The following is a 24,262-nucleotide window of genomic DNA, read 5'->3' on the forward strand; positions in this document are numbered from 1 at the left end:
CCTGTCAAATTGAAGCACTCACCCCGCCCGAGTGCAGCGATGTGTCGTCCTGATACTATTGGCGGGCAGCCCAGCCGAGGCCGCGCCGCAGGATGAGCGGCATATAGGGATGGTCGAACTCGGCGGCGACATGGCCGAGAGCGGAATAGAAGATGCGGCCGGCGCCGAAATGGCGTTTGAAGACGACGGGCATCACCACATTGCGCGCCGCCGGATCGTAGGCGCCGGTGAAAGTGGTGGTCGCAAGGATTTCGACCGTCGGATCATAATGCAGATAATATTGCTCCGAACGGTAGTCGAAATCAGGAATGCCCTCCATGACAGGATCGTCCTGGCGGGTGACGGCGACACGGAAATCGATGATGTTGCCGGGATGGGCGACCCAGGTGACGCCGGAGACGTAGCGGAAAGGCGCGCTTTCCTTGAAGGAGGTGGCGAGCGAGCCGTGATGGCCGGCGAGTCCGAGACCTCCACGTACGGCCTCGACCAGGGCGCTAGCATGGGGCTTTTCCAGCGTTCCGCCGGTGATGATGGGCACCAGCAGATCCGCCTTGGCCAGGGTCGGAGACCCGAATATCCCGAGATCGCCGGTCACCTCCACGGCAAAATCGTCCTCGCGCAGGAGATCGGCGACAATATGGGCGCATTGTTCCGGCTCGTGGCCCGGCCAGCCGCCCCAGACGACCAATGCCTTCCTCATTCCCGTTCTCCCTGGCTGATTGCTGCGGATCGGTGATCATCGCCCGATGATACAAGCCGCTTAAATCGGGCGGTCGTGCAAATCACGCGAATAATTGATCGACTTCGCCGTTTCGGCCAAATCGCAAACCGCCGGTTTCGGCATTTGACGTATTGTCAGCTCCTGCTAATCGCAGTTCCTTCTTTTTATTGACGTCTATCTCGTCTAGGTTTCTTCCATCTCTCACTGATCATTAAGGGTGGTGCATGGCAGGTGAAACGGTTCTTGTGGTCGGCGGCGCCGGTTATATCGGCTCGCATACGTGCCTCGACCTGGCGAACAAGGGCTATAGGCCTGTCGTCTTCGATAATTTTTCAAACGGCCATCGCGAGTTCGTCAAATGGGGGCCGGCGGAAGAGGGCGACATTCGCGATCGTGCCCGGCTGGACGAGGTGATGGCCAAGCACAAGCCGGCGGCCATCCTCCACTTCGCCGCGCTGATCGAGGTCGGGGAATCGGTCAAGGATCCTGTTTCCTTCTATGAAAACAACGTCATTGGCACTTTGACGCTGCTTTCGGCGGCGCAGGCGGCCGGCATCAATGCCTTCGTCTTCTCCTCCACCTGCGCCACCTATGGACTGCCGCAGAGCGTGCCGCTCGACGAGACGCACCGGCAGGTGCCGATCAATCCCTATGGTCGAACCAAATATATCGTCGAACAGGCGCTTGCCGATTACGACCAGTACAAGGGCCTGCGCTCAGTGGTGCTTCGTTATTTCAATGCGGCCGGTGCTGATTTCGAAGGTCGGATCGGCGAATGGCACCAGCCGGAAACCCATGCGATTCCCTTGGCGATCGACGCCGCACTCGGTCGTCGCCAGGGTTTCAAGGTGTTCGGCAGCGACTACGAGACGCGCGATGGCACCTGCGTGCGCGACTACATCCATGTGCTGGATCTTGCCGATGCGCATGTGCGCGCCGTCGAATATCTGCTGAAAGGCGGCGATTCCGTCTCACTCAACCTCGGCACCGGCACGGGCACGACGGTCAGGGAATTGCTGGGCGCGATCGAGGACGTGTCGAACCGGCCCTTCCCGGTCGAATATATCGGCCGGCGCGAAGGGGATTCGCATACGCTGGTCGCCAACAACGACAAGGCGCGCGACGTGCTCGGCTGGGTGCCGCAGTATGATCTGTCCGAGATCATCCGTTCCGCCTGGAATTGGCATGCAAAATCCAACCAGCATTGAGCCAAAAAGCCTTGAGAAGCTCCGCCGGCCCAATGTTCTGCTGATCACCGCGGACCAATGGCGTGGCGACTGCCTGTCGGCGGTCGGTCATGCTTGTGTGAAAACACCTCACATCGATGCACTGGCGCGCGAAGGCACGCTCTTCCGGCAGCATTATGCCGGGGCAGCCCCCTGCTCGCCGGCCCGGGCCACGGTCTATACCGGCCTTTATCAGATGAACCATCGGGTCTGCCGCAATGGTTCGCCGCTCGACGCTCGCTTCGACAATCTGGCGCTGGCGGCCCGGCGGGCGGGATACGACCCGACGCTGTTCGGTTATACCGACACGGCGCCCGATCCACGCGGCATGGATACGGCTGACCCGCATCTGACCACCTATGAAGGCGTGTTGCCGGGTTTTACCGCTCGCCAACTCCTGCCCGAACATGAGCGGCAATGGCTCTCATGGCTCAGGTCCCGTGGCCATTTGAATGCCGTCAGCCGCGACATCCATATCCCCGTCGGTGCTGATGCCGGCGAAATTTCCGATGCGGCGCCAGCCTATTCCAGCGATGAGACCCAGACCGCCTTCCTGGCCGACGAGTTCATTCGCTGGATGGGCGAACAGGACCGGCCGTGGTTTGCGCATGTCTCTTTCCTGCGCCCGCACCCGCCATTTTCCGTGCCGGCGCCGTTCAACCGGATGTACAAGCCGGATGACGGACCGGCCTTTGCGCGGGCGGAAAATCGCGAAGCAGAACAGCGGGCTCATCCCTATCTCGCCTATGCCATGCAGCTCTCCGACAAGGGCAGCTTCATTCACGGGGCGCAGGGGCCGCTCAGCGCCTGGAGCGGCGAGGACTTGGCGGCGATCCGGGCGATTTATTACGGGATGATCTCAGAGGTCGATGCGCAGCTCGGCAGGGTCTGGCAAGCGCTGAAGGATGCAGGCGCCTGGGACGATACACTGATCATCTTCACCTCGGACCATGCGGAGATGGCGGGAGATCATTGGACGCTCGGCAAGGGCGGCTTCTTCGATGGCAGCTATCATATCCCGCTGATAATCCGCGATCCCGCAAACGTTGCGGCCGGCAGGATCGTTGACGATTTCACCGGCGCTGCGGATATTTTTCCCACGCTTTGCGAAAGGCTCGGCATCGAGGCAAAGAACGGGCTCGACGGCCGGTCGCTGATGCCGTTCATCATGGGCGGGCGCTCGGAAGGCTGGCGCGATGCGATATTCTGGGAATTCGATTTCCGCGACATTGCCAAAGGTGAGGCAGAACGGCATTTCGGGCTGAGGCCGAACCAATGCAATCTCGCCGTGATCCGCGACGATCGGTTCAAATATGTGCATTTTGCCGCACTGCCGCCGCTGCTCTTCAATCTCAGCGATGATCCGATGGAACTCGACGACGTCGCGGCGGATCCGGCCTATGCGGCGATCCGGCTTCAATATGCCGAGAAGTTGCTCTCGCTGAGAGCGCGGCATCTCGACCAGACGCTTGCCTATACCGAGCTGACGGAAAAGGGGCCGGTGACGCATCGACCCCGGTAGGGCATTTCCGTCTTCTTCGAATGACCGCAACGCCCGCTTATTTTTACGCAATCCCAGCAAGATCCGCTGTGCGCCTTTGCTGGAATTTGCCTTGAATCAACCGAGATAGTCGCGCTTGCCGATCGGTGCGCCCTGGTTGCGCAGGATGGCGTGGGCGGTGGCGACGTGAAAGTAGAAGTTCGGCAGGGCGAAGGTGGTGATATATTCGTCACCCGGCAGCACGATGCCGCTCTTGCCCGGCAGCGTGATCTGGCGGCTTTCCGCGCCCTCCAGCGCTTGCGCCGAAAAGGTGGCGAGATAGGTCTCGGTCTTTGCCAGGCGCTCGCGCAACTGCTCGATCGTCGTCTCGTTATCTTCGAACTTCGGCGCTTCGGTTGCGGTCAGGCGAGCGAGCGTGAACTTGGCGCTGTCGCTGGCCCGCTGATATTGGCCGGCGAGCGACAGCATGTCGGGCGCAAGCCGAGCGGAGACGAGTATGGCGGGATCGATATTCTTTTCCTTCGCATAGGCTTCAGCCTTGTCGAGATAGGTCTTCAGGCTGGCGAGGCCGCGCCGGAACATCGGAACGGTAAGGCGATAGATCGAAATGGACATCAGTCCTGTCTCCAAAATCTTCAATGGGCGGCCGCGGCGGATGTCGAAGGGCCTGCAGCTGTGAGCCTGTCTTCGACTTCCCATAGATGGAGGCTGCCCACTTCGTGCGCAATGCCGCCGAACGCGTGTGCCGCGCAATTCCCATGCATTGCCCCATCAATATCCCGAGTGCCGCTAAAGAGAGGCTTGACGTGGTTCCCAGAAAATGGAATGAATATTCCGCATAACAAATTTTACGGTTTGTTTGTTCCGTTTTCGGAACGCCGCGGGAGAGGCGGCGCAGCAAATTGCGGCTTCAGGGCAGATGCCCGGAGCTCCGGCGTGAGGAGGGTGTAGCCGGGCACCGCTTTGTGGAGGAAGTAAAAATGAAAAAGTTTATCCTGGGCACTGCGATGGCGCTCGTCATGTCGACGGCCGCCCACGCGGAGACGGTTGGCGTGTCGATGGCGAAGTTCGACGACAACTTCCTGACCGTTCTGCGCAACGGTATGACCGATTATGCCAAAACGCTTGATGGCGTCACGCTGCAGGTCGAAGACGCGCAGAACGACGTTTCCAAGCAGCAGAGCCAGATCCAGAATTTCATCGCCTCCAAGGTCGATGCAATCATCGTCAACCCTGTCGATACCGATGCGACGACGGCGATGTCGAAGCTTGCGGCTGATGCCGGCATTCCACTGGTTTACGTCAACCGCCAGCCGGTCAACGTCGACACGCTTCCGGAAAAGCAGGCCTTCGTCGCTTCCAACGAGCAGGAATCCGGCACGCTGGAAACCAAGGAAATCTGCCGCATTCTCGGTGGTAAGGGCAAGGCCGTCGTCATCATGGGCGAGCTTTCCAACCAAGCTGCCCGCATGCGCACCCAGGATGTCCACGACGTCATCAAGACCGATGAATGCAAGGGCCTTGAGATCGTCGAAGAGCAGACGGCCAACTGGGACCGTACCCAGGGCGCCGACCTGATGACCAACTGGCTCTCGAGCGGCATCGAGTTCGACGCGGTGATCTCCAACAACGACGAAATGGCGATCGGCGCCATCCAGGCGCTGAAGGCAGCCGGCAAGGACATGAGCAAGGTCGTTATCGGCGGTGTCGACGCCACGCAGGACGCGCTTGCCGCCATGCAGGCAGGTGACCTCGATGTGACCGTGTTCCAGGACGCGGCCGGCCAGGGCAAGGGCGCGCTCGATACGGCGCTCAAGATTGCCAAGGGCGAAAAGACCGAGAAGAAGGTCTACATTCCCTTCCAACTCGTCACGCCCGAAAACGTCAAGGACTTCGTCACCAAGAACTGAGGTAAGTGCCAAGCGGGATGCGGGCTCTGCCCGCATCCTTTCAGCCTGTCCGTATCCGGAGGAGATGATATGGCCGTCAGTCCGACAACCATGGCAGCCGTGCGTGCGAGCGGCGCCGTTCCGAATGCGGAGTTTCTCTTGAGCGCCGAGGGCGTTCGCAAGGAGTTTCCCGGCGTCGTCGCACTCGATGACGTGCAGTTCCGGCTAAAGCGCGCCTCCGTGCATGCGCTGATGGGCGAAAACGGCGCCGGCAAATCGACATTGATGAAGATTCTCGCCGGCATCTATACGCCCGATAAAGGCGATATTCGCCTCAAAGGGGTCGAGATCCAGCTGAAATCTCCGCTCGATGCGCTGGAGAACGGTATCGCCATGATCCATCAGGAGCTGAACCTGATGCCGTTCATGACCGTCGCTGAAAATATCTGGATCCGCCGCGAACCGAAGAACCGCTTCGGTTTCATTGACCATGGCGTGATGCACAGCATGACCGAGGAACTGTTTGCCCGGCTCAATATTGATATCGATCCCGATATCGAAGTCCGCCATCTCTCGGTCGCCAACCGGCAGATGGTCGAGATCGCCAAGGCGGTCTCCTATAATTCCGACGTCCTCATCATGGACGAGCCCACTTCGGCGCTGACCGAGCGTGAGGTCGAGCATCTTTTCCGCATCATCCGCGATCTCAGGTCCCAGGGCATCGGCATCGTCTACATCACCCACAAGATGAACGAGCTTTTCGAGATCGCCGACGAGTTTTCCGTCTTCCGCGATGGCCGATATATCGGCACGCATGCCTCGACCGACGTCACCCGCGACGACATCATCCGCATGATGGTCGGGCGCGAGATCACTCAGATGTTTCCGAAGGAAGAGGTGCCGATCGGCGAGGTCGTGCTCTCCGTCAAGGACCTCTGTCTCAAGGGCGTCTTCCGCAATGTTTCCTTCGAGGTCAGGGCCGGCGAGATTCTCGGTGTGGCCGGCCTCGTCGGCTCCGGACGGTCGAATGTCGCCGAAACGCTGTTCGGCGTGACGCCGGCAAGCTCCGGCACGATCGAACTGTTCGGCAAGCCGGTGACGATTTCCTCACCGACCGAGGCCATCCGTCACCAGATGGCATTCCTGACGGAGGATCGCAAAGACACCGGCTGCCTGTTGATCCTGGATATTCTGGAAAACATGCAGATCGCCGTCCTGCAGGACAAATTTGTCAAGGGTGGTTTCGTGCAGCAGGGAGCACTCGAGGCGACCTGCGAAGACATGGCGAAAAGGCTGCGCGTGAAAACCCCCAATCTTTACGAGCGGGTGGAAAACCTTTCGGGCGGCAATCAGCAGAAAGTGCTGATCGGGCGCTGGCTGCTCACCCATCCGAAGATCCTGATTCTCGATGAGCCGACGCGCGGCATCGATGTCGGCGCCAAGGCGGAAATTCATCGGCTGGTCACGGAAATGGCGCGAAACGGCGTGGCGGTTATCATGATCTCATCCGAAATGCCCGAGGTTCTCGGCATGAGCGACCGCATCATGGTCATGCATGAGGGCCTGGTGACCGGTTTCCTCAATCGCGATGAAGCAACGCAGATCAAGGTGATGGAGCTGGCTGCGCGGTAATGCGCAGCTTGAGATCGCCTAAGGGAGGTTTGATATGAGTACCAAGGCAGCAGAGGGTACGGCCCCGCTCGCAACCCGGCAGAGACGGCGGCGTATGCCGCCGGAACTCAGCATCTTCCTGGTGCTTGTCGGCATCGCGCTGATCTATGAAGCGCTCGGCTGGATGTTCATCGGCCAAAGCTTCCTGATGAATTCGCAGCGCCTGACAATCATGATCCTGCAGGTCTCCGTCATCGGCATTATCGCCGTCGGCGTCACGCAGGTCATCATAACAGGCGGTATCGATCTGTCATCGGGCTCCGTCGTCGGCATGACGGCGATGATCGCAACCAGTTTCGCCCAGTCCTCCACCTGGGGGCGGGCCGTCTTCCCTTCGCTGACCGATCTTCCGGCGCTCGTGCCCATCATGATCGGCCTGCTGATCGGAGCGGCGGCGGGTCTGGCGAACGGCGCGCTCATCGCCTATACGAAGATCCCGCCGTTCATTGCAACGCTTGGCATGTTCGTTTCCGCCAGAGGTGTTGCCAAGTGGTATACGAAGGGGCAGCCGGTTTCCGGTATCACCGAGCAGTTTCATTTTATTGGAACGAAGGCGTGGCCGGTTGTCGTCTTCCTCGTCGTTGCACTGATCTTCCATATCGCGCTGCGCTACACCCGCTATGGAAAGTTCACCTACGCCATCGGCGCGAACCCTCAGGCGGCCCGCGTTTCCGGTATCAACATCGAAGCGCACCTCGTCAAAGTCTATGTGATCGCTGGATTGCTCGCTGGTCTCGCCGGCATCGTCACGGCGGCACGCGCGGAAACCGCGCAGGCAAGCATGGGCGTCGGATATGAGTTGGACGCGATCGCTGCGACCGTCATCGGCGGCACATCGCTCACCGGCGGCGTCGGGCGCATCACCGGCACCGTCATCGGAACCATTATTCTCGGCGTCATGACCTCGGGCTTCACCTTCCTCAGGATCGACGCTTATTATCAGGAGATCGTCAAGGGCTTCATCATCGTCGCGGCCGTCGTCATCGACGTCTACAGGCAGAAGAAGCGCCGCAAGCATTGAGCTCCGCCAGTACGATCCGAGTTTTGACGGGGGCTTCGGCCCCCGTTTCGTTCTGGTGATGCTCCACGATGCCGATGACCAAAAAAAAGAGGTGGCGAATCCCGCCAGCTTTTCTATTCTGCCACGTCATACGCCCGCCTCGGGCAGCGCAGGAAGACAGATGCAATTCGTATTTGACGGCCACAACGACGTTCTCCTTCGACTCTGGACACATTCAAAAGACGGCAGTGACCCGATCGCGGAGTTCGCAGATGGCACGACGACCGGCCATATCGATGCGCGCCGGGCGAAAGAGGGCGGTCTTTCCGGCGGCCTCTGCGCCATCTACATTCCTTCGGGCGATCTTGTGTTCGCCGATCCGGATGCCGATGGCCGCTACATCACGCCGATGGCGGCCCCTCTCGATCCGCTGCCGTCCCTCGCCATCGCCACCGAAATGGCGGCGATTGCGCTGCGGCTCGATCAGGCAGGCGCCTGGCGGCTCTGCCGGACGGTGAAGGACATCCGCAGCGCCATGGAGGACGGTATCTTTGCCGCCGTCATGCATATGGAGGGCTGCGAGGCGATCGGCGCCGATCTTTCGGCGCTCGAAGTGTTCTATGCGGCGGGTCTGCGGTCGCTCGGGCCGGTCTGGAGCCGGCACAATGTCTTCGGCTACGGCGTGCCCTTCGCCTTCCCGATGTCGCCGGACACAGCCCCCGGCCTGACCGATGCCGGCTTCGCGCTGGTCCGGGAATGCAATCGCCTCGGCATCCTGATCGACCTTGCCCATATCACCGAGAAGGGTTTCTGGGACGTGGCCAAAACGACGGAACAGCCGCTGGTCGCCAGCCATTCCAACGCCCATGCACTGACGCCGGTCGCGCGCAACCTGACGGATAGGCAGCTCGATGCGATCCGCGAAAGCCGCGGGCTCGTCGGCATCAACTATGCCACCGCCATGCTGCGTCCCGACGGCCGCTCGGACAGCGACACACCGCTTGCCGATATGATCCGCCACATCGACTATCTGGTGAACCGCATCGGCATCGATTGCGTTGGCCTCGGATCGGACTTCGACGGCGCAACCATTCCGGAAGAAATCGGCGACGCGGCCGGCAATCAGAAGCTGATTGCCGCTCTCCGGGAGGTTGGATATGGTGAGGCCGATCTGACGAAACTTGCCCGTGAAAATTGGCTTCGTATTCTGGCGCAAGCTTGGCGGGAGGACGACGCCTAAAGCGCTGCGCGGCTCTGGACGCACTGAAAACGGACAATAGTTTTAATGGGATATGACCGACAAAACGCTTCGTAGTCAATCAAGAACAGGGGAACAGACCATGATGATCACCAAGCTCAGCCGCAATTTTCGCCTGCTTTCCGCAGGAGCCGCCCTTTCGCTTCTAATGATGACGGCACCCGTCGCCTTTGCCGAAACGCCCAAGGACACGCTGGTCGAGGGTTTTGCCATCGACGACATCATCACCATGGATCCCGGCGAAGCTTTCGAGCTTTCGACGGCGGAGATCACCAGCAACAGCTACAGCCTGCTCGTCCGCCTCGATCTCGCCGACACCTCCAAGGTGAAGGGTGATCTTGCCGAGAGCTGGAGCGTCTCGGATGACGGCCTCACCTATACGTTCAAGCTGAAGCCAGGTCTCAAATTCGCCTCCGGAAATCCGATTACCGCCGAAGACGTCGCCTGGTCGTTCGAGCGCGCCGTCAAGCTCGACAAGAGCCCGGCCTTCATCCTCACCCAGTTCGGCCTGACTGGCGACAATGTCACCGAAAAGGCCAAGGCCGCTGACACCAATACCTTCGTCTTCACGGTCGACAAGGCCTATGCGCCGAGCTTCGTGCTCAACTGCCTGACGGCGACGGTCGCCTCCGTCGTCGACAAGAAGCTGGTGCTGGAACATGTGAAGGCGGTGACGCCGGATGCCGAGCACAAATACGACAACGATTTCGGCAATGAATGGTTGAAGACCGGCTATGCCGGCTCCGGCGCCTTCAAGCTGCGCGAATGGCGCGCCAATGAAGTCGTCGTGCTGGAGCGCAACGACAACTATTACGGCGATAAGCCGAAGCTCAACCGCGTCATCTACCGCTATATGAAGGAAAGTTCGGCCCAGCGGCTGGCACTCGAAGCCGGTGATATCGATATCGCCCGCAATCTCGAGCCGGGCGACATCGACGCCGTTTCCAAGAATGCCGATCTCGCAACGACCAGTGCACCGAAAGGCACAATCTACTACGTCAGCCTGAACAACAAGAACGAGAATCTGAAGAAACCCGAGGTTCAGGAGGCTTTTAAGTATCTGGTCGACTATGATGCAATCGGCGCAACCCTGATCAAGGGGATCGGCGAAATCCATCAGACCTTCCTGCCGAAAGGCCAACTCGGCGCGCTCGACGAGAACCCCTACAAGCTTGACGTCGCCAAGGCCAAGGAGCTGCTTGCCAAGGCTGGCGTTCCGGACGGCTTCTCGGTGACGATGGACGTGCGCAATACGCAGCCGGTGACAGGTATTGCCGAATCCATGCAGCAGACTCTGGCGCAGGCCGGCGTCAAGCTGGAAATCATCCCCGGCGACGGCAAGCAGACGCTGACCAAATATCGCGCCCGCACCCATGACATCTATATCGGCAACTGGGGCTCGGATTACTTCGATCCGAACTCCAATGCCGACACCTTCACCAGCAATCCGGACAACTCCGATGCCGGCACAGTCAAGACGCTCGCCTGGCGCAACACCTGGGAGGCGCCGGAACTCGACAAGCAGACAAAGGCAGCTCTCCTTGAACGCGACGGCGCCAAGCGCGCGGCAATGTATCAGGACGTCCAGAAGAAGTTCCTTGCCAACAGCCCCTTCGTCATCATTTTCCAGCAGACCGAGGTCGCCGGCTACCGGAAGAATCTGAAGGACTTCAAGTTGGGTCCGAGCTTCGACACCAACTTCGTCGGTCCGATCGCCAAGGAATAATCCGGCGGGATTAGCGGCGTGAGCACCATCGAAACCACACGAGAGGCGCGGCCCCGAAAGGGCCGTGCCGGGGCCTTCGCCAAGGCTTTGGGACGGTTCCTGTTCGCCGCCGTCACCACCTATCTCGGCCTACTGGCCGTCACCTTCTTCATCGGCCGCGTCGTGCCGATCGATCCCGTGCTCGCCATCCTCGGCGACCGCGCTCCCACCCATGTCGTCGAGCGGGTGCGCCAGGAGATGGGTTTCAACCTGCCGCTCTATCAGCAGTTCTACATCTACATCAAAGGCATCCTGTCCGGCGATTTCGGCAATTCGGTGCTGACGACCAATCCTGTCATGGTCGACATCCGCCGCGTCATGCCGGCGACGATCGAGCTCGCGACGTTGGGAACGCTGATCGGCGCCTGCGTCGGCGTGCCGCTCGGTGTTCTCGCTGCCGTGCGCCGCGGCAGCATCGCCGACCAGGTCGTGCGCGTCATCGGCCTCGTCGGCTACTCCGTGCCGATTTTCTGGCTGGCGCTGATCTCGCTCGTCATCTTCTATGCCCAGCTGCGTTGGGTGGCCTTCCCCGGCCGCATCGACATCGTCTTCGAATATACGTTCGCGCCGATCACCGGCTTCTATCTTCTGGACAGCGCCTGGCAGGGGCAATGGGACGTCTTCTATGACGTCTTCCGCCACATCATCCTGCCCGCTTCGCTGCTCGGCTATTTCTCGCTCGCCTATATCAGCCGCATGACCCGCAGCTTCATGCTGAACGAGCTTTCGCAGGAATATATCGTTGCTGCGCGCGCAAAGGGGCTTTCCGAACCACGGGTGATCTGGGGCCATGCGCTGCGCAACGCCGCCGTGCCGCTCGTCACCGTCATCGCGCTTTCCTATGCCGGCCTGCTCGAAGGATCGGTGCTGACCGAGACCGTCTTTTCCTGGCCGGGCATCGGGCTCTACATCACCAATTCGCTGCAGAACGCCGATATGAACGCCGTCCTTGGCGGCACGATCGTCATCGGGACGATCTTCATCGGCATCAATCTTCTGTCCGATCTTCTCTACCGGACACTCGATCCGAGGACGCGAAACCGATGACGGCTCCTGCCAGCCCCTCTCCTGCGATGAGCCGCCGCGAATGGTTGCTTTCCGACCGGCCGCAATCGCGCAGGCAGGCCCGTCTCGGCCGCGCTTACGTCACCTGGCGGCAGTTCACGGCCAACAGGCTCGCCGTCGTCGGCCTGCTGATCATCATCGCCCTGCTCCTCGTCGCCGCTTTCGCGGATTTGCTCGCCACACACAACCCCGTCGTCGGCGATCTCCGCAATGCCCGCCTGCTGCCGCCGGGAACGGCCGGCTATCTGCTCGGCACAGACGATCAGGGCCGCGACATCTATTCACGGCTGATCTATGGATCGCGATTGACTTTGTTCGTCGTCGCGCTCGTCGCGATCATCTCCGCGCCGATCGGGCTGATCGTCGGCACGGTCTCGGGCTATGCCGGCGGCTGGGTGGATGCGACGCTGATGCGCATCACCGATATCTTTCTTGCCTTTCCGAAACTGGTATTGGCGCTCGCCTTCGTCGCCGCTCTCGGCCCGGGCATCCAGAACGCGGTCATCGCCATCGCCATCACCTCCTGGCCCCCTTATGCTCGCATCGCTCGGGCCGAGACGCTGACGGTCCGGCGTTCCGACTATATCTCGGCAGTGAAGCTGATGGGCGCCTCGCCGTTCCGCATCATCGTGCGTCATGTCATGCCGCTCTGCATTTCCTCGCTGATCGTGCGCGTGACCCTCGATATGGCCGGCATCATTCTGACGGCGGCCGGTCTTGGTTTTCTGGGTCTCGGCGCACAGCCGCCGCTGCCGGAATGGGGCGCGATGATCGCCTCTGGCCGGCGCTTCATTCTGGATCAGTGGTGGGTCGCGGCCATGCCCGGCATCGCCATCCTCATCGTCAGCCTCGGCTTCAACCTCTTGGGCGACGGCCTGCGCGACGCGCTCGATCCGAAGGAGAGCGGCCAATGACGACGCTTCTGACGGTCGACAGGCTCAAGGTCAGTTATCCCACCCGCACCAGCCTGATCGAAGCGGTGCGCGGCGTCTCCTTCACGCTCGGCAGGGAAAGGCTCGGCATCGTCGGCGAATCCGGCTCCGGCAAGTCGCAGACCGGCCGGGCGATCATGGGGCTGACGCCGAAACACGGCATCGTCACAGCCGACAGGCTCGATTTCAGCGGCATCGATCTCCTCAAGGCATCCGCCAGCGAAAGGCGCAGGTTGCGCGGCAAGCGCATCGCCATGATCCTGCAGGATCCGAAATATTCGCTCGACCCTGTCATGACGATCGGACGGCAGATCTGCGAAACGCTCCGCACTCATGAGAAGATCGGCAAGGCGGAGGCGCGCGAACGGGCGCTCGCCATGCTTGAAGCGGTGCAGATCCGCGATCCTCAACGCGTCTTCGACCTGCACCCACACGAGGTTTCGGGCGGCATGGGACAGCGCGCCATGATCGCCATGATGCTGATCGCCGGACCCGAACTGCTGATTGCCGATGAGCCGACTTCGGCGCTCGACGTGACGGTGCAGCTCGATGTGCTCCGGATCATGGACAGACTGGTCTCCGAGCGCGGCATGGGGCTGATCTTCGTCTCCCATGATCTGAGACTGGTGTCTTCCTTCTGCGACCGGGTCATCGTCATGTATGCCGGCAAGATCGTCGAAGAGCTCGCGGCCGCCGATCTCAAACATGCGCAGCATCCCTATACCAGGGGGCTGCTGAACTGCATGCCGGAGATCGGCGCGAACCGCCATCCGCTGCCGGTGCTCGACCGCAAGCCGGAGTGGGCGGTATGAGCGCAGCCCTCCATGTCGACAATCTCAGTGTCGTCTACGACGATTTTCATGCGCTGAAGGATGTCAGCATCAGCGTCGAACGCGGTGAATCCTTCGGCCTCGTCGGTGAATCCGGGTCGGGAAAATCGACCTTACTGCGCGCCGTTGCCGGACTCGCGCCGATCAGCGGCGGCGCGATCCACATCGACGGCGAAGAGCTGAAAGGTTCAAAGCGCAGCAAGGCCTTCTATCGGCGCGTGCAGATGGTCTTTCAGGATCCCTACGGCTCGCTGCATCCGCGCCAGACGATCGACCGGCTGCTGCTCGAACCGCTTGCGATCCACGCCGTTACCGACAGCGACAAGCGCATTGCCCGCGCGCTCGACGAAGTCGGCCTCGGCAATGGTTTCCGATTCCGCTATCCGCATCAGCTTTCCGGCGGTCAGCGACAGCGTGTGGCGATCGCCAGAGCGCTGATCGTGCAACCGTCGATCCTGCTGCTCGACGAGCCGACGTCGGCGCTCGACGCCTCGGTGCAGGCGGAGGTACTGAACCTGCTCGAACAGATCCGCCGCGACCGCAAGCTCACCTTCGTCATGGTGAGCCATGACCTCGGCGTCATCACCCATATGTGCGAAAGGCTCGCGGTGATGCGCAACGGCGCCGTCGTCGAACGATTGAGCTCGGAAGAGCTGGCGCGGGGCTCGGTCCAGGAGGATTACACGAAAAATTTGATGATCGCGAGCAGGGGCTTCGTCAAAGCCTGAAGGGCAATCATTTCAAGCCATTGAAAAGAAAAGGCTGGTGGCGGCGTTAAGGATAAGGTTCCCTTAAAAGACGACCATTCGACTAGACTATTGACAGCAGCCCGGCTTCTGTCATGATCCTGTTAACGATTGTTAGCTTTCGTGATCATGGAGGTCGAAGCATGTTCTTTCTCGGTGGGATGACCATGGGCTACCTCGATCCTCCGGTGAGAGCCGATCGCAAGGAACAGACCACGGTCTCCATGCCGGCGGAACAGGACCGGCGCCTGATCGGGACAGAGACCTCCGATCTGCAGCAGAACGAGAACGCCATCGAGCGCTCCTTGATCTGGGCATGGCGCACGCTCTGCTGAAGAGCGGTTGAATTTTCTCTTCCGCTCGCTCTGGACGGAAATTTATCTCTACCTACCTGATAGGGAATAAGAAATATAACAGCGAGCCGCACAACCGGCCGCACGAGAACAACGGAGGCGACACATGGCAGAGCTGGGTATTTCGCATACTCACGTAAACCACTATGGTTCGGTAGCCACCAAGAAGCCGCACGCGACGCGCCACAGGCTTCAGACGGTGCTCCATGGGACGATCTTCACCGCGGCATTCCTGTTCGTGGTGGCAATGGTCTGCGGCGTCCTCGGATAGTCGGCGGATGATAGGCCTCGGCACGATGCCGGGGCTGCGTGCGCCCATCCATGCGGCGCGTTCCGCGCTCGCGGCAAGCCCGAACAAAGCGCGGCCAGACGATGATCTGGCGAACCTTCCTCTTATCGAAAAGCTCCTGCCAGTCCTCAAGGTGGCGACATGCTCGGCGCTCAGCCTTGCGCCGCAAGCCCGCGGGCTCGTTCGGCTCACGATTCTTGACTTGAATTATCGCGAGAATGTCCAACTTTTCGCCATGGTTTTGCGGAGAGGGTATTGATCGACCTTCGCGCTGGACCAAGGCTACGCCCGGTTACATCGCTTGGCCCAGACGTCATTCACCCCGGCTTCATCGATCTTCGAAGAATCGGGCCCCGTTCATGTAGCAGTCATGATAAGCAGTGCAAAAGGCTGAGCAAAACAGCCATAACTTTGTTTGGATCCAGAACCGAACCCATGTCTATTGCCAATCTTTCTCCGAGCCTTCCACGCGACTCCGATACGAAGCAGATCGATCACAATGATTCGATCCGCTCGACCTATCTATCCATCGAGGACATCAAGGCGATGGGCGAAGCGGTCGCCGTCAACGGCGTCGACAAGCTGCCGGCTTTCGCCGCCTTTGATTTCTTCGCGCGCCACAAGGAAAACGAGAAGGAAATCCTGCGCGTCTACCGCACCACGGCAACCGACGTCGAGGCCGGAGAGACGATCACGCCGGCGGCGGAATGGCTGCTGGACAATCACTACATCGTCGAAGAGGCGATCCAGGAGGTACGGCGCGACTTTCCCCGCCGCTTCTACCGCGAACTGCCGACCATGCGTGTCGGCGGCGTCGACATTCCGCGCACGCTGGTGCTTGCCTGGCTCTACGTCGCCCATACCCACAGCACGATCTCGCAGGAAAGCCTGACGGCGCTGGTCGACGGCTTCCAGACCAGCGAGACGCTGAGGATCGGTGAACTCTGGGCCCTGCCCTCGCTGGTGCGCTATGTGCTGGTGGAAAACCTTCGACGCATTTCGAGCCGTGTCGAAGCGAGCCGCCGCCTGCGCCGCCGCGCCAACGAGGCGGCCGACGAATTGGTGCGCCTGACCGATCCGGTCAAGGCTGCCGCCTATCTGAAAACGCTGGAACCGCTTGCCGAAGACAATACCTTCTCGACGCAGTTCCTCTATCGCCTGCGTGACGGCTCGCAAACGTCGAGCCTGGCAATCACCTGGCTCGATGAACGCCTGGAAGAGCTCGGTCGCAATACCGAAGAGGCGACGACCGCCGAACACAGCCGTCTGTCTTCCGGCAACGTGACGATGGGCAACATCATCCGCAGCCTGCGCGAGATCGACGATACCGAATGGTCGGTCTGGGTCGAGCAGGTCAGCCATGTCGACAAGCTGCTCTGGGAGCATTCGGATTACGGCATCCTCGATTCCGGCTCGCGCAACAAATACCGCAAGCAGATCGAGAAACTGGCCAAGCGCTCGCCGCTGACCGAAATGCAAATCGCCCAGCTGGCGCTCGACATGACCGAGGCCGCCAAGGCCTCCGACGAGCCGCGGCCGCATGAGCCGAATGTCGGCGGCTTCCTGTCAGGGGCGCAACGGCCGAAGCTCGAGGCGCGGGCGAATTATCGCCCGACGATCACCCAGCACTTCGTGCGCGCCGTGCGCCGGTTCAACTGGCTGTCGATCGCGCTGCCCGTCATGCTGCTGACGATCATCGCCATGGCGATCGTCGGCAGGTTCATGGCAAGTGCCGGGATGGGCGCAATCGAGATCGCAATCCTGCTGATCATGTTCTCATTGCCGGCCTCGGAGGGCGCAACCGGTCTCTTTAATACCCTGCTGTCCTTCTTCGTGACGCCTGCCCGCCTCGTCGGCTACGAGTTCAAGGAAGGCATTCCGGAGGATGCGCGCACGCTGCTCGTCGTGCCCTGCCTGATCTCGAACCGCGACAGCGTCGACGATCAGGTGCGCAATCTCGAGGTTCATTATCTCGCCAATCCGCGTGGAGAGATCTATTTCGCGATGCTCAGCGATTGGCCCGACAGCGATGTCGAGGAGACGCCTGCCGATCTTGAGGTTCTCGATTACGCAAGACGCGAGATCGCCAATCTTTCCGCCCGCTATGCCTACGACGGCAAAACCCGTTTCTACCTGCTGCATCGCCGTCGCCTCTACAATCCCTCGGAAGGCGTATGGATGGGCTGGGAGCGCAAGCGCGGCAAGCTGCACGAGCTGAACATGCTGCTGCGCGGCGACCGGGACACGACCTATCTGCCCGGCGCCAACGCCGTGCCGGCCAATGTGCAATATGTCATGACGCTCGATGCCGACACGCGCCTGATGCGCGATGCCGTCACCAAGCTCGTCGGCAAGCTCTATCACCCGATCAACCGCCCGGTCATCAATCCGAAGACCGGCCGCGTCGAGAGCGGCTACGGCGTGCTGCAGCCGCGTGTCACGCCGTCGCTGACGACGGGCAAGGATGCCTCGGTCTTCCAGCGTGTCTTCTCGATCAATCGCGGTCTCGACCCCTATGTCTTCACCGTGTCGGACGTCTATCAGGATCTTGCCGGCGAAGGCACGTTCACCGGCAAGGGTCTCTATCATGTCGATGCTTTCGAAGCCTCGCTGAAGGGCCGGATCGAGGAGAACTCGGTGCTCAGCCACGACCTTCTCGAAGGCTCGATGGCGCGCTGTGCGCTCGTCACCGATCTTGAATTGGTCGAGGATTTCCCGATCCGCTACGAGGTGGAGACCTCGCGCCAGCATCGCTGGGCGCGCGGCGACTGGCAGCTCCTGCCCTATATGTTCAATCCGAAATACGGCGTTACGGCCCTCGGCCGCTGGAAGATGTTCGACAATCTGCGCCGTTCGCTGACGCCGATCGCCTGGTTCTTCGCCTCCGTTCTCGGTTGGTATTTCATGGGTCCGCTCGGCGCGCTCGTCTGGCAGATTCTCTTGATCTTCTGCCTGTTCGTGGCGCCGACGCTTTCGCTCATCAACGGCATCATCCCGCGCACCAGCGATATCGTCGCACGCGCCCATCTCTATACGGTCTGGTCGGATATCACCGCCGCCAATGCGCAGGTCGCATTGCGGATCGTCTTCATCGCCGATTCGGCGGCGATGATGGCGGATGCGATCGGCCGTTCGCTCTACCGGCTGCTCGTCAGCCGCAAGCTGATGCTGCAGTGGCGGACCGCCGCCAGCGTCCAGGCCGGCGGGCAGGGCACCCTCGCCTCTTATTACAAGCAAATGTGGCATGCGCCGGTACTGGCGCTGCTGGCGCTCGGATTTGCGGCGCTCCCCGGCGACAACGCCTTCCTCGTCGGGATCCCCTTCGCGCTCTTATGGATCCTTTCGCCTGTCGTCGCCTGGTATGTCAGCCAGTCGGCCGAGACCGAGGATCGGCTCGAGGTCGCCGATTCCGTGTCGAGCGAACTGCGCAAGATCGCCAGGCGCACCTGGCGTTATTTCGAGACCTTCACCACCCCCGAGCAGAATTATCTGCCGCCGGACAATATCCAGGAAACGCCGCACGTCATCGTCGCGGCGCGCACCTCGCCAACCAATATTGGCGTCTACCTGCTCTCCGTCGTTTCCGGCCGGCATTTCGGCTGGTTCTCTTTCGAGGAGACGCTCGAACGGCTGGAGCAGACGATCGCTACGATCGACAAAATGGAGAAATTCCGCGGCCATCTGTTCAACTGGTATCACACCGATACGCTGCAGACGCTCGGGCCGCGTTACGTCTCTGCCGTCGACAGCGGCAATCTCGCCGGCCATCTGATCGCCATTTCTTCGGCCTGCCGCAACTGGGCCGAGGCGCCATCGGCCCACATGCAGGGCAATCTCGACGGCGTCGGCGACACGGCCGGCATCCTCGGCGAAGTGCTGGCGGACCTGCCGGACGACCGCAAGACCGTGCGCCCGCTGCGCCGACGCCTGGAAGAACGCATCGTCGGCTTCCAGAATGCGCTTGCCGCCGTCAAGCGCGAGCACGAATTCGCCTCGATCCGCATCATCAACCTTGCCGTTCTCGCACGCGACATAGAGAAGCTCGCCGCCAATCTCGATCATGAGGTCAAGTCGAAGCAGAGCGAGGAAGTCACCCAATGGGCGGCATCGCTGGTGAAGGTCTGCGAGGCGCATATATCGGACAGCACCTTCGACCTTTCCAAAGTCGATGCGCTCAGGCCGCGCCTGGTGGCGCTACGCGACAAGGCCCGCGATCTCGCCTTTTCAATGGATTTCGGCTTCCTGTTCCGGCCGGAGCGACGCCTGCTGTCGATCGGCTATCGCGTCGAAAGCGGCGAGCTCGACCAGGCCTGCTATGACCTTCTCGCCTCGGAATGCCGCCTGACCAGCCTCTTCGGCATCGCCAAGGGCGATCTGCCGACGGAACACTGGTACCGTCTCGGCCGCCAGGTCGTGCCTGTGGGATCACGCGGCGCGCTGGTCTCCTGGTCCGGATCGATGTTCGAATATCTGATGCCGCCGCTCGTCATGCAGGAGCGTGGCGGGGGTATTCTCAACCAGACGAACAATCTGGTTGTCGTCGAGCAGATGAATTATGCCCGCAAGCTCGGCATCCCGTGGGGCATTTCGGAAGCGGCCTTCAATGCCCGCGACCATAACCTCAATTACCAGTACACGAATTTCGGCGTGCCGACGCTCGGCCTCAAGCGAGGCCTCGGCCACAATGCCGTCATCGCCCCCTATGCTTCGCTGCTGGCCAGCCAGTACGACCCGCCCGGCGCACTCGAAAACCTGCAGAGACTGCGCAAGGTCGGCGCGCTCGGCAAGTTCGGCTTCCACGACGCGGTCGATTTCACGCCGACGCGCGTGCCGGAAGGCAAGAAATGCGCGGTGGTCTACAATTATTATGCCCACCATCACGGCATGTCGATCGCGGCCGTCGCCAACGTCGCCTTCAACGGCCATCTGCGCGAACTCTTCCACTCCGATCCAGTGATCGAGGCGGCGGAGCTTCTGCTGCAGGAAAAGGCGCCGCGCGACATTCCCGTCATGAGCGGCAAGCATGAATCCGATACGCCGGCCAGCATCCAGGACGATCTCATGCGGCCGGAAATCAGGAAGATCAGCGATCCCCTTTCGCGCGACCGCGAACTCGTGTTTCTGTCGAACGGCCATTATTCCATGATGCTGACGGCGACGGGCGCCGGTTATTCCCGCTGGAATGGTCTTTCCGTTTCCCGCTGGAAGGCCGATCCCACCGAAGACCGCTGGGGCACCTTCATCTTCCTGCGCGACACCGCCACCAACGAATGGTGGTCGGCGACAGCGGAGCCGAAGGGTGTCGAGGGCGAAAAGATCAAGGTCGAATTCGCCGACGAGAAGGCACAGTTCACCAAGACGGTCGGCGATCTGACGAGCGAGGTGGAGTGCATCATCGCGACCGAGCACGATGCCGAAGCCCGTCGCGTCACCCTGCTCAACATGGGTGGGGAAGATCGTTTCATCGAAGTCACGTCCTATCTCGAACCGGTGATCACCTCTGATGATACCGACAACGCACATCCGGCATTCGCCCGCATGTTCGTCAAGACCGAGATCGGCAAGCGCGGCGACGTCATCCGCGCCGAACGCAACAAGCGTGATCCGAACGAGCCGAATATCAGCCTCGCACATCTGATCGTCGACAATGCCGGCGACACCCGTCACACCGAATTCGAAACCGACCGGCGCAAGTTCATCGGTCGCGGCCGCAGCCTCGCCGATGCGGCGGCCTTCGATCCGGGCGCCACACTTTCCGGCAGCGACGGTTTCACGCTCGATGCGGTGATGTCGCTGCGCCGCACCGTGCGGGTGCCGGCCGGCAAGAAGGTCAGCGTCTTCTTCTGGACGATCGCCGCGCCAAGCCGCGACGAGGTCGACAAGGCGGTCAATCGCTACCGTCATCCCGACGCCTTCAACCACGAGCTCGTCCAGGCCTGGACGCGCACGCAAGTGCAGATGCGCCATGTCGGCGTCACCTCGCAGCAGGCGGCCGCCTTCCAACATCTCGGGCGCTACCTCGTCTATCCCGACATGCAGCTGCGCAAGGATGAGGCGACGGTCGAGGCCGGCCTGCAATCGCAATCGGCGCTCTGGCCGCTGGCGATCTCCGGCGACTTTCCGATCTTCACGCTGCGCGTCAACGACGACATGGATCTCGATATCGCCCGCGAGGCACTGCTGGCGCAGGAATATCTGCGCTCGCGCGGCGTCACCGCCGATCTCGTCATCATGAACGAACGCGCCTCTTCCTATGCGCAGGACATGCAACACGCGCTCGACGCCATGTGCGAGAACGTACGCCGCATGGGCCAGGCCGACGGCTTGCGCCAGCATATTTTCGCGGTTCGCAAGGACCTGATGGAGGAGAACACTTACAAGGCATTGATCGCCGCTTCCCGCGTCACCCTGCATGCGAAGAACGGCAAGGTAGTCGACCAGATCAACCGCGCCGTCGCCCTGTTTGCACCGTCGAAGGACGAACTGCAGGAGATGGAGCGCGCCGAGCGCAACAGGGCGCCGGTCAAGCGCATCGCACCGGTGTCGCCGCCCGTGGTGCCGGCCGTTGCCATCGAGGAGGAAGGCGACCTCGACTTCTGGAACGGATTTGGCGGCTTTGCCCGCGATGGCCGCGAATATGTCGTTCGCTTGCCCGGAGGTCATGCGACGCCCCAGCCCTGGATCAACGTCATCTCCAACGACAGGTTCGGTTTCCACGTGTCGGCCGAAGGCGCAGGTTTCACCTGGAGCGTCAATTCGCGCGATTATCAGCTGACGTCCTGGTCGAACGATGCGGTGGTCAACCGATCGGGCGAGGCCTTCTATCTCGCCGATCTCGAAAGCGGCGCCGTCATGACTCCGTTCGCAGCGCTTTCGCGCCGGCCGGATATCCGCTTCGAAGCCCGCCACGGGCTCGGCTATTCGGTCTTCTCCACCGTTCAGCACGAGATCGCGCTCGAGCTGACACAGACGATCGACCGCGAGAAGCCGGTGAAACTGCAGCGCCTGCGCCTGCGCAACACCGGTTCGACCGGCCGTAAGCTGCGTCTCTATGGCTACGTCGAATGGGTTCTCGGCAGCAATCCCGGACGCACCGCACCCTTCATCCTGTCGAAGCATGACGAGGAGACGGGGGCGCTGTTTGCCACCAATCCCTACAGCATCGATTTTTCCAACCGAACCGCCTTCTTCGCGGCGAGCGAGACGCTTTCAAGCTTCTCGGCAAGCCGGCGCGAATTTATCGGCAAGGCTGGCACGATCCAGATGCCTCAGGCCGTCACCTCCGCAGCCCCGCTTTCGGGCGTCACCGAACTGGATGGCGATCCGGCTGCGGCTCTGGCGATCGATATCGAACTCGGGGCCGGCGAGGAGCGCGACGTCACCTTCTTCCTCGGCGATACGCCGACGGAAGAAGAAGCGCGCGCCCTGATCGCCGATATAAGCAAGTCTTCGTTCGACGATGCGGTCGAGGCAAACCGCGCCTTCTGGCGAGATTTCACCGGCAGGCTGCAGATCTCGACGCCGGATCGCGGGATGAACAATCTCGTCAACACCTGGCTGCCGTATCAGAGCCTCGGCTGCCGCATCATGGCCCGCACCGCCTTCTACCAGGCAAGCGGCGCCTTCGGTTTCCGCGACCAGTTGCAAGATACGCTGGCCTTCCTGATGCACGAACCCTCGATCGCCCGGCGTCAGATTCTGAATGCCGCCTCACGGCAGTTCCGCGAAGGTGATGTTCAGCATTGGTGGCTGCCGGGAACGGGTGCGGGCGTTCGCACCTTGATTTCGGACGACGTCGTCTGGCTGAGCTACGCGATCCACCATTATTGCACCGTCACCGGCGACAAGACCGTGCTCGACGAGGAGCTTGCCTTTCTGGAAGGACCCGCTCTTCTCGAAGGTCAGCACGACTCCTTCTACAAGCCGGAAATTTCCGAGGACAAGGCGAGCGTCTACGAACATGCGGCCCTGGCGCTCGATCTCGCCATCGCCCGCAAGGGCGCGAACGGTCTGCCGCTGTTCCTCGGCGGCGACTGGAACGACGGCATGAATCGCGTCGGCATCGGCGGGCGCGGCACCAGCGTCTGGCTCGGCTGGTTCCTGGCCGGTGCACTGCGCGCCTTCATTCCCTATGCCGAGGAGCGCGGCGATACGGCCCGGGTGGAGCGCTGGTCGGCCCATCTCGCCGAATTGAAGAAGGCGCTCGAAACTGCGGCCTGGGACGGCAGCTACTATCGCCGCGGCACATTCGACGACGGTGCGCTGCTCGGCTCCAAGGAGAGCCCGGAATGCCGGATCGACTCGATCGCCCAATCCTGGAGCGTCCTGTCCGGCGAAGGCGACCTGGCCCGTGCCGGAAAGGCGATGGATGCCGTGCTCGACCAACTGGTCGATGAGGAGGCGCGCATCATCCGGCTGTTCACGCCGCCTTTCGTCAATTCCGCCAGGGATCCCGGTTACATCAAGGCCTATCCGCCGGGCGTGCGCGAAAACGGCGGGCAATATACCCATGCCGCGACCTGGGTGGTGATGGCGCTCGCGGAGCTGAAGCGGGGCGACGACGCGCTGCGCTGCTTCCAGATCCTCAATCCGATCACGCATGCGCTCGACAAGGCTTCGGCCGAACAATACCGGGTCGAACCCTATGTCGTGGCAGCCGACGTCTATGGGCATGAGCCTTATACGTCGCGCGGCGGCTGGACCTGGTATACCGGATCGGCCGGCTGGCTCTACCGCGCCGCCGTTGAGGGCATTCTCGGTATCCGGTTGAAGGACGGCCGGCTCCATGTGCGTCCGTCGCTCCCGTCGGAATGGGACGGTTTTGCGGCGGAGGTGGAGCGGGGCGGCGTCAAATACCGCATTTCGGTCTCAAAAGTGTCCAATGCCAGCGGCTACACTCTGTCGATCAACGGCAGCGAAGTCACCGATCCCGAAGAGGGATATCCGCTCGGATAACAGCGTTCTCCACGCTGAGGAACACGGCGATTCGCGGCGGCCAAAAGGGAACCCTTTTGGC

The 24,262-nt window shown here is 61.4% G+C and carries 17 protein-coding genes; 15 read left to right on the plus strand and 2 right to left on the minus strand.

The window, feature by feature from the left end; translation table 11 throughout:
* Window positions 1-55: 55 nt before the first annotated feature.
* Complete coding sequence (locus J7U39_RS25950; RefSeq protein WP_210632665.1) at window positions 56-700, minus strand: ThuA domain-containing protein; 645 nt, start codon at window positions 698-700, stop codon at window positions 56-58.
* A gap of 245 nt (window positions 701-945) precedes the next feature.
* On the opposite strand from J7U39_RS25950, the gene galE reads away from it, so the two are divergent.
* Together galE and J7U39_RS25960 are read left to right on the plus strand one after the other, a co-directional pair.
* A complete protein-coding gene (gene galE / locus J7U39_RS25955) occupies window positions 946-1,929 on the plus strand; it encodes a UDP-glucose 4-epimerase GalE (protein ID WP_210632666.1) in 984 nt (327 codons plus the stop codon).
* Complete coding sequence (locus tag J7U39_RS25960) at window positions 1,907-3,469, plus strand: alkaline phosphatase family protein (protein ID WP_210632667.1); 1,563 nt, start codon at window positions 1,907-1,909, stop codon at window positions 3,467-3,469. The genes galE and J7U39_RS25960 overlap by 23 nt, the downstream gene beginning before the upstream one ends.
* A gap of 96 nt (window positions 3,470-3,565) precedes the next feature.
* Here the strand turns inward: J7U39_RS25960 and J7U39_RS25965 are convergent, their stop codons facing one another.
* The gene (locus J7U39_RS25965; RefSeq protein ID WP_210632668.1) at window positions 3,566-4,063 is read right to left on the minus strand and encodes a DUF1993 domain-containing protein; all 498 of its coding nucleotides are present in this window, start codon (window positions 4,061-4,063) and stop codon (window positions 3,566-3,568) included.
* Window positions 4,064-4,428: 365 nt separating this feature from the next.
* Here J7U39_RS25965 and J7U39_RS25970 point away from each other — a divergent pair, with 365 nt between their 5' ends.
* The 13 genes from J7U39_RS25970 (at window position 4,429) to J7U39_RS26030 (ending at window position 24,201) form a co-directional block, all read left to right on the plus strand.
* On the plus strand, window positions 4,429-5,358 hold the full coding sequence (locus J7U39_RS25970; protein WP_210632669.1) for a sugar ABC transporter substrate-binding protein: 930 nt from the start codon (window positions 4,429-4,431) through the stop codon (window positions 5,356-5,358).
* 69 nt (window positions 5,359-5,427) lie between these two features.
* Window positions 5,428-6,969: a sugar ABC transporter ATP-binding protein gene (locus J7U39_RS25975; protein WP_210632670.1), complete on the plus strand. Its 1,542-nt coding sequence runs from the start codon at window positions 5,428-5,430 to the stop codon at window positions 6,967-6,969.
* A 34-nt stretch (window positions 6,970-7,003) separates the two neighbouring features.
* Window positions 7,004-8,029 carry an ABC transporter permease gene (locus J7U39_RS25980; protein WP_064805578.1) on the plus strand — a complete coding sequence of 342 codons (1,026 nt, stop codon included), beginning with the start codon at window positions 7,004-7,006 and terminating at the stop codon, window positions 8,027-8,029.
* 160 nt (window positions 8,030-8,189) lie between these two features.
* Window positions 8,190-9,248 carry a dipeptidase gene (locus J7U39_RS25985; protein WP_210632671.1) on the plus strand — a complete coding sequence of 353 codons (1,059 nt, stop codon included), beginning with the start codon at window positions 8,190-8,192 and terminating at the stop codon, window positions 9,246-9,248.
* 100 nt (window positions 9,249-9,348) lie between these two features.
* A complete protein-coding gene (locus J7U39_RS25990; RefSeq protein ID WP_210632672.1) occupies window positions 9,349-10,992 on the plus strand; it encodes an ABC transporter substrate-binding protein in 1,644 nt (547 codons plus the stop codon).
* 18 nt (window positions 10,993-11,010) lie between these two features.
* The gene (locus J7U39_RS25995) at window positions 11,011-12,078 is read left to right on the plus strand and encodes an ABC transporter permease (RefSeq protein WP_210632673.1); all 1,068 of its coding nucleotides are present in this window, start codon (window positions 11,011-11,013) and stop codon (window positions 12,076-12,078) included.
* On the plus strand, window positions 12,075-13,010 hold the full coding sequence (locus J7U39_RS26000) for an ABC transporter permease (RefSeq protein WP_184454662.1): 936 nt from the start codon (window positions 12,075-12,077) through the stop codon (window positions 13,008-13,010). Before J7U39_RS25995 ends, J7U39_RS26000 begins: the two co-directional genes overlap by 4 nt.
* Window positions 13,007-13,840 carry an ABC transporter ATP-binding protein gene (locus tag J7U39_RS26005; RefSeq protein ID WP_210632674.1) on the plus strand — a complete coding sequence of 278 codons (834 nt, stop codon included), beginning with the start codon at window positions 13,007-13,009 and terminating at the stop codon, window positions 13,838-13,840. The genes J7U39_RS26000 and J7U39_RS26005 overlap by 4 nt, the downstream gene beginning before the upstream one ends.
* Window positions 13,837-14,586 (plus strand): ABC transporter ATP-binding protein, encoded by a 750-nt coding sequence (locus tag J7U39_RS26010; RefSeq protein ID WP_210632675.1) that lies wholly within the window; start codon window positions 13,837-13,839, stop codon window positions 14,584-14,586. The genes J7U39_RS26005 and J7U39_RS26010 overlap by 4 nt, the downstream gene beginning before the upstream one ends.
* Before the next feature lie 161 nt (window positions 14,587-14,747).
* On the plus strand, window positions 14,748-14,939 hold the full coding sequence (locus J7U39_RS26015) for a hypothetical protein (protein WP_210632676.1): 192 nt from the start codon (window positions 14,748-14,750) through the stop codon (window positions 14,937-14,939).
* Between the two features lie 124 nt (window positions 14,940-15,063).
* Window positions 15,064-15,228, plus strand: a complete 165-nt coding sequence (locus J7U39_RS26020) for a hypothetical protein (RefSeq protein WP_020922541.1) — start codon at window positions 15,064-15,066, stop codon at window positions 15,226-15,228.
* A gap of 7 nt (window positions 15,229-15,235) precedes the next feature.
* Window positions 15,236-15,505 carry a hypothetical protein gene (locus J7U39_RS26025; RefSeq protein WP_210632677.1) on the plus strand — a complete coding sequence of 90 codons (270 nt, stop codon included), beginning with the start codon at window positions 15,236-15,238 and terminating at the stop codon, window positions 15,503-15,505.
* 176 nt (window positions 15,506-15,681) lie between these two features.
* A complete protein-coding gene (locus J7U39_RS26030; RefSeq protein WP_210632678.1) occupies window positions 15,682-24,201 on the plus strand; it encodes a glucoamylase family protein in 8,520 nt (2,839 codons plus the stop codon).
* Window positions 24,202-24,262: the final 61 nt, after the last annotated feature.

Source organism: Rhizobium sp. NLR16a (assembly GCF_017948245.1).
Lineage (GTDB): Bacteria > Pseudomonadota > Alphaproteobacteria > Rhizobiales > Rhizobiaceae > Rhizobium.

Bases quoted from the DNA above. Each gene is read 5' to 3' on its own strand.
- J7U39_RS26010 (WP_210632675.1), top strand. From the start codon at position 13,837: ATGAGCGCAGCCCTCCATGTCGACAATCTCAGTGTCGTCTACGACGAT.
- J7U39_RS25950 (WP_210632665.1), bottom strand. From the start codon at position 700: ATGAGGAAGGCATTGGTCGTCTGGGGCGGCTGGCCGGGCCACGAGCCG.
- J7U39_RS25965 (WP_210632668.1), bottom strand. From the start codon at position 4,063: ATGTCCATTTCGATCTATCGCCTTACCGTTCCGATGTTCCGGCGCGGC.
- J7U39_RS25960 (WP_210632667.1), top strand. From the start codon at position 1,907: ATGCAAAATCCAACCAGCATTGAGCCAAAAAGCCTTGAGAAGCTCCGC.
- J7U39_RS26005 (WP_210632674.1), top strand. From the start codon at position 13,007: ATGACGACGCTTCTGACGGTCGACAGGCTCAAGGTCAGTTATCCCACC.
- galE (WP_210632666.1), top strand. From the start codon at position 946: ATGGCAGGTGAAACGGTTCTTGTGGTCGGCGGCGCCGGTTATATCGGC.
- J7U39_RS26020 (WP_020922541.1), top strand. From the start codon at position 15,064: ATGGCAGAGCTGGGTATTTCGCATACTCACGTAAACCACTATGGTTCG.
- J7U39_RS25985 (WP_210632671.1), top strand. From the start codon at position 8,190: ATGCAATTCGTATTTGACGGCCACAACGACGTTCTCCTTCGACTCTGG.
- J7U39_RS25975 (WP_210632670.1), top strand. From the start codon at position 5,428: ATGGCCGTCAGTCCGACAACCATGGCAGCCGTGCGTGCGAGCGGCGCC.
- J7U39_RS26025 (WP_210632677.1), top strand. From the start codon at position 15,236: ATGATAGGCCTCGGCACGATGCCGGGGCTGCGTGCGCCCATCCATGCG.
- J7U39_RS26030 (WP_210632678.1), top strand. From the start codon at position 15,682: ATGTCTATTGCCAATCTTTCTCCGAGCCTTCCACGCGACTCCGATACG.
- J7U39_RS26000 (WP_184454662.1), top strand. From the start codon at position 12,075: ATGACGGCTCCTGCCAGCCCCTCTCCTGCGATGAGCCGCCGCGAATGG.
- J7U39_RS25980 (WP_064805578.1), top strand. From the start codon at position 7,004: ATGAGTACCAAGGCAGCAGAGGGTACGGCCCCGCTCGCAACCCGGCAG.
- J7U39_RS26015 (WP_210632676.1), top strand. From the start codon at position 14,748: ATGTTCTTTCTCGGTGGGATGACCATGGGCTACCTCGATCCTCCGGTG.
- J7U39_RS25990 (WP_210632672.1), top strand. From the start codon at position 9,349: ATGATGATCACCAAGCTCAGCCGCAATTTTCGCCTGCTTTCCGCAGGA.
- J7U39_RS25970 (WP_210632669.1), top strand. From the start codon at position 4,429: ATGAAAAAGTTTATCCTGGGCACTGCGATGGCGCTCGTCATGTCGACG.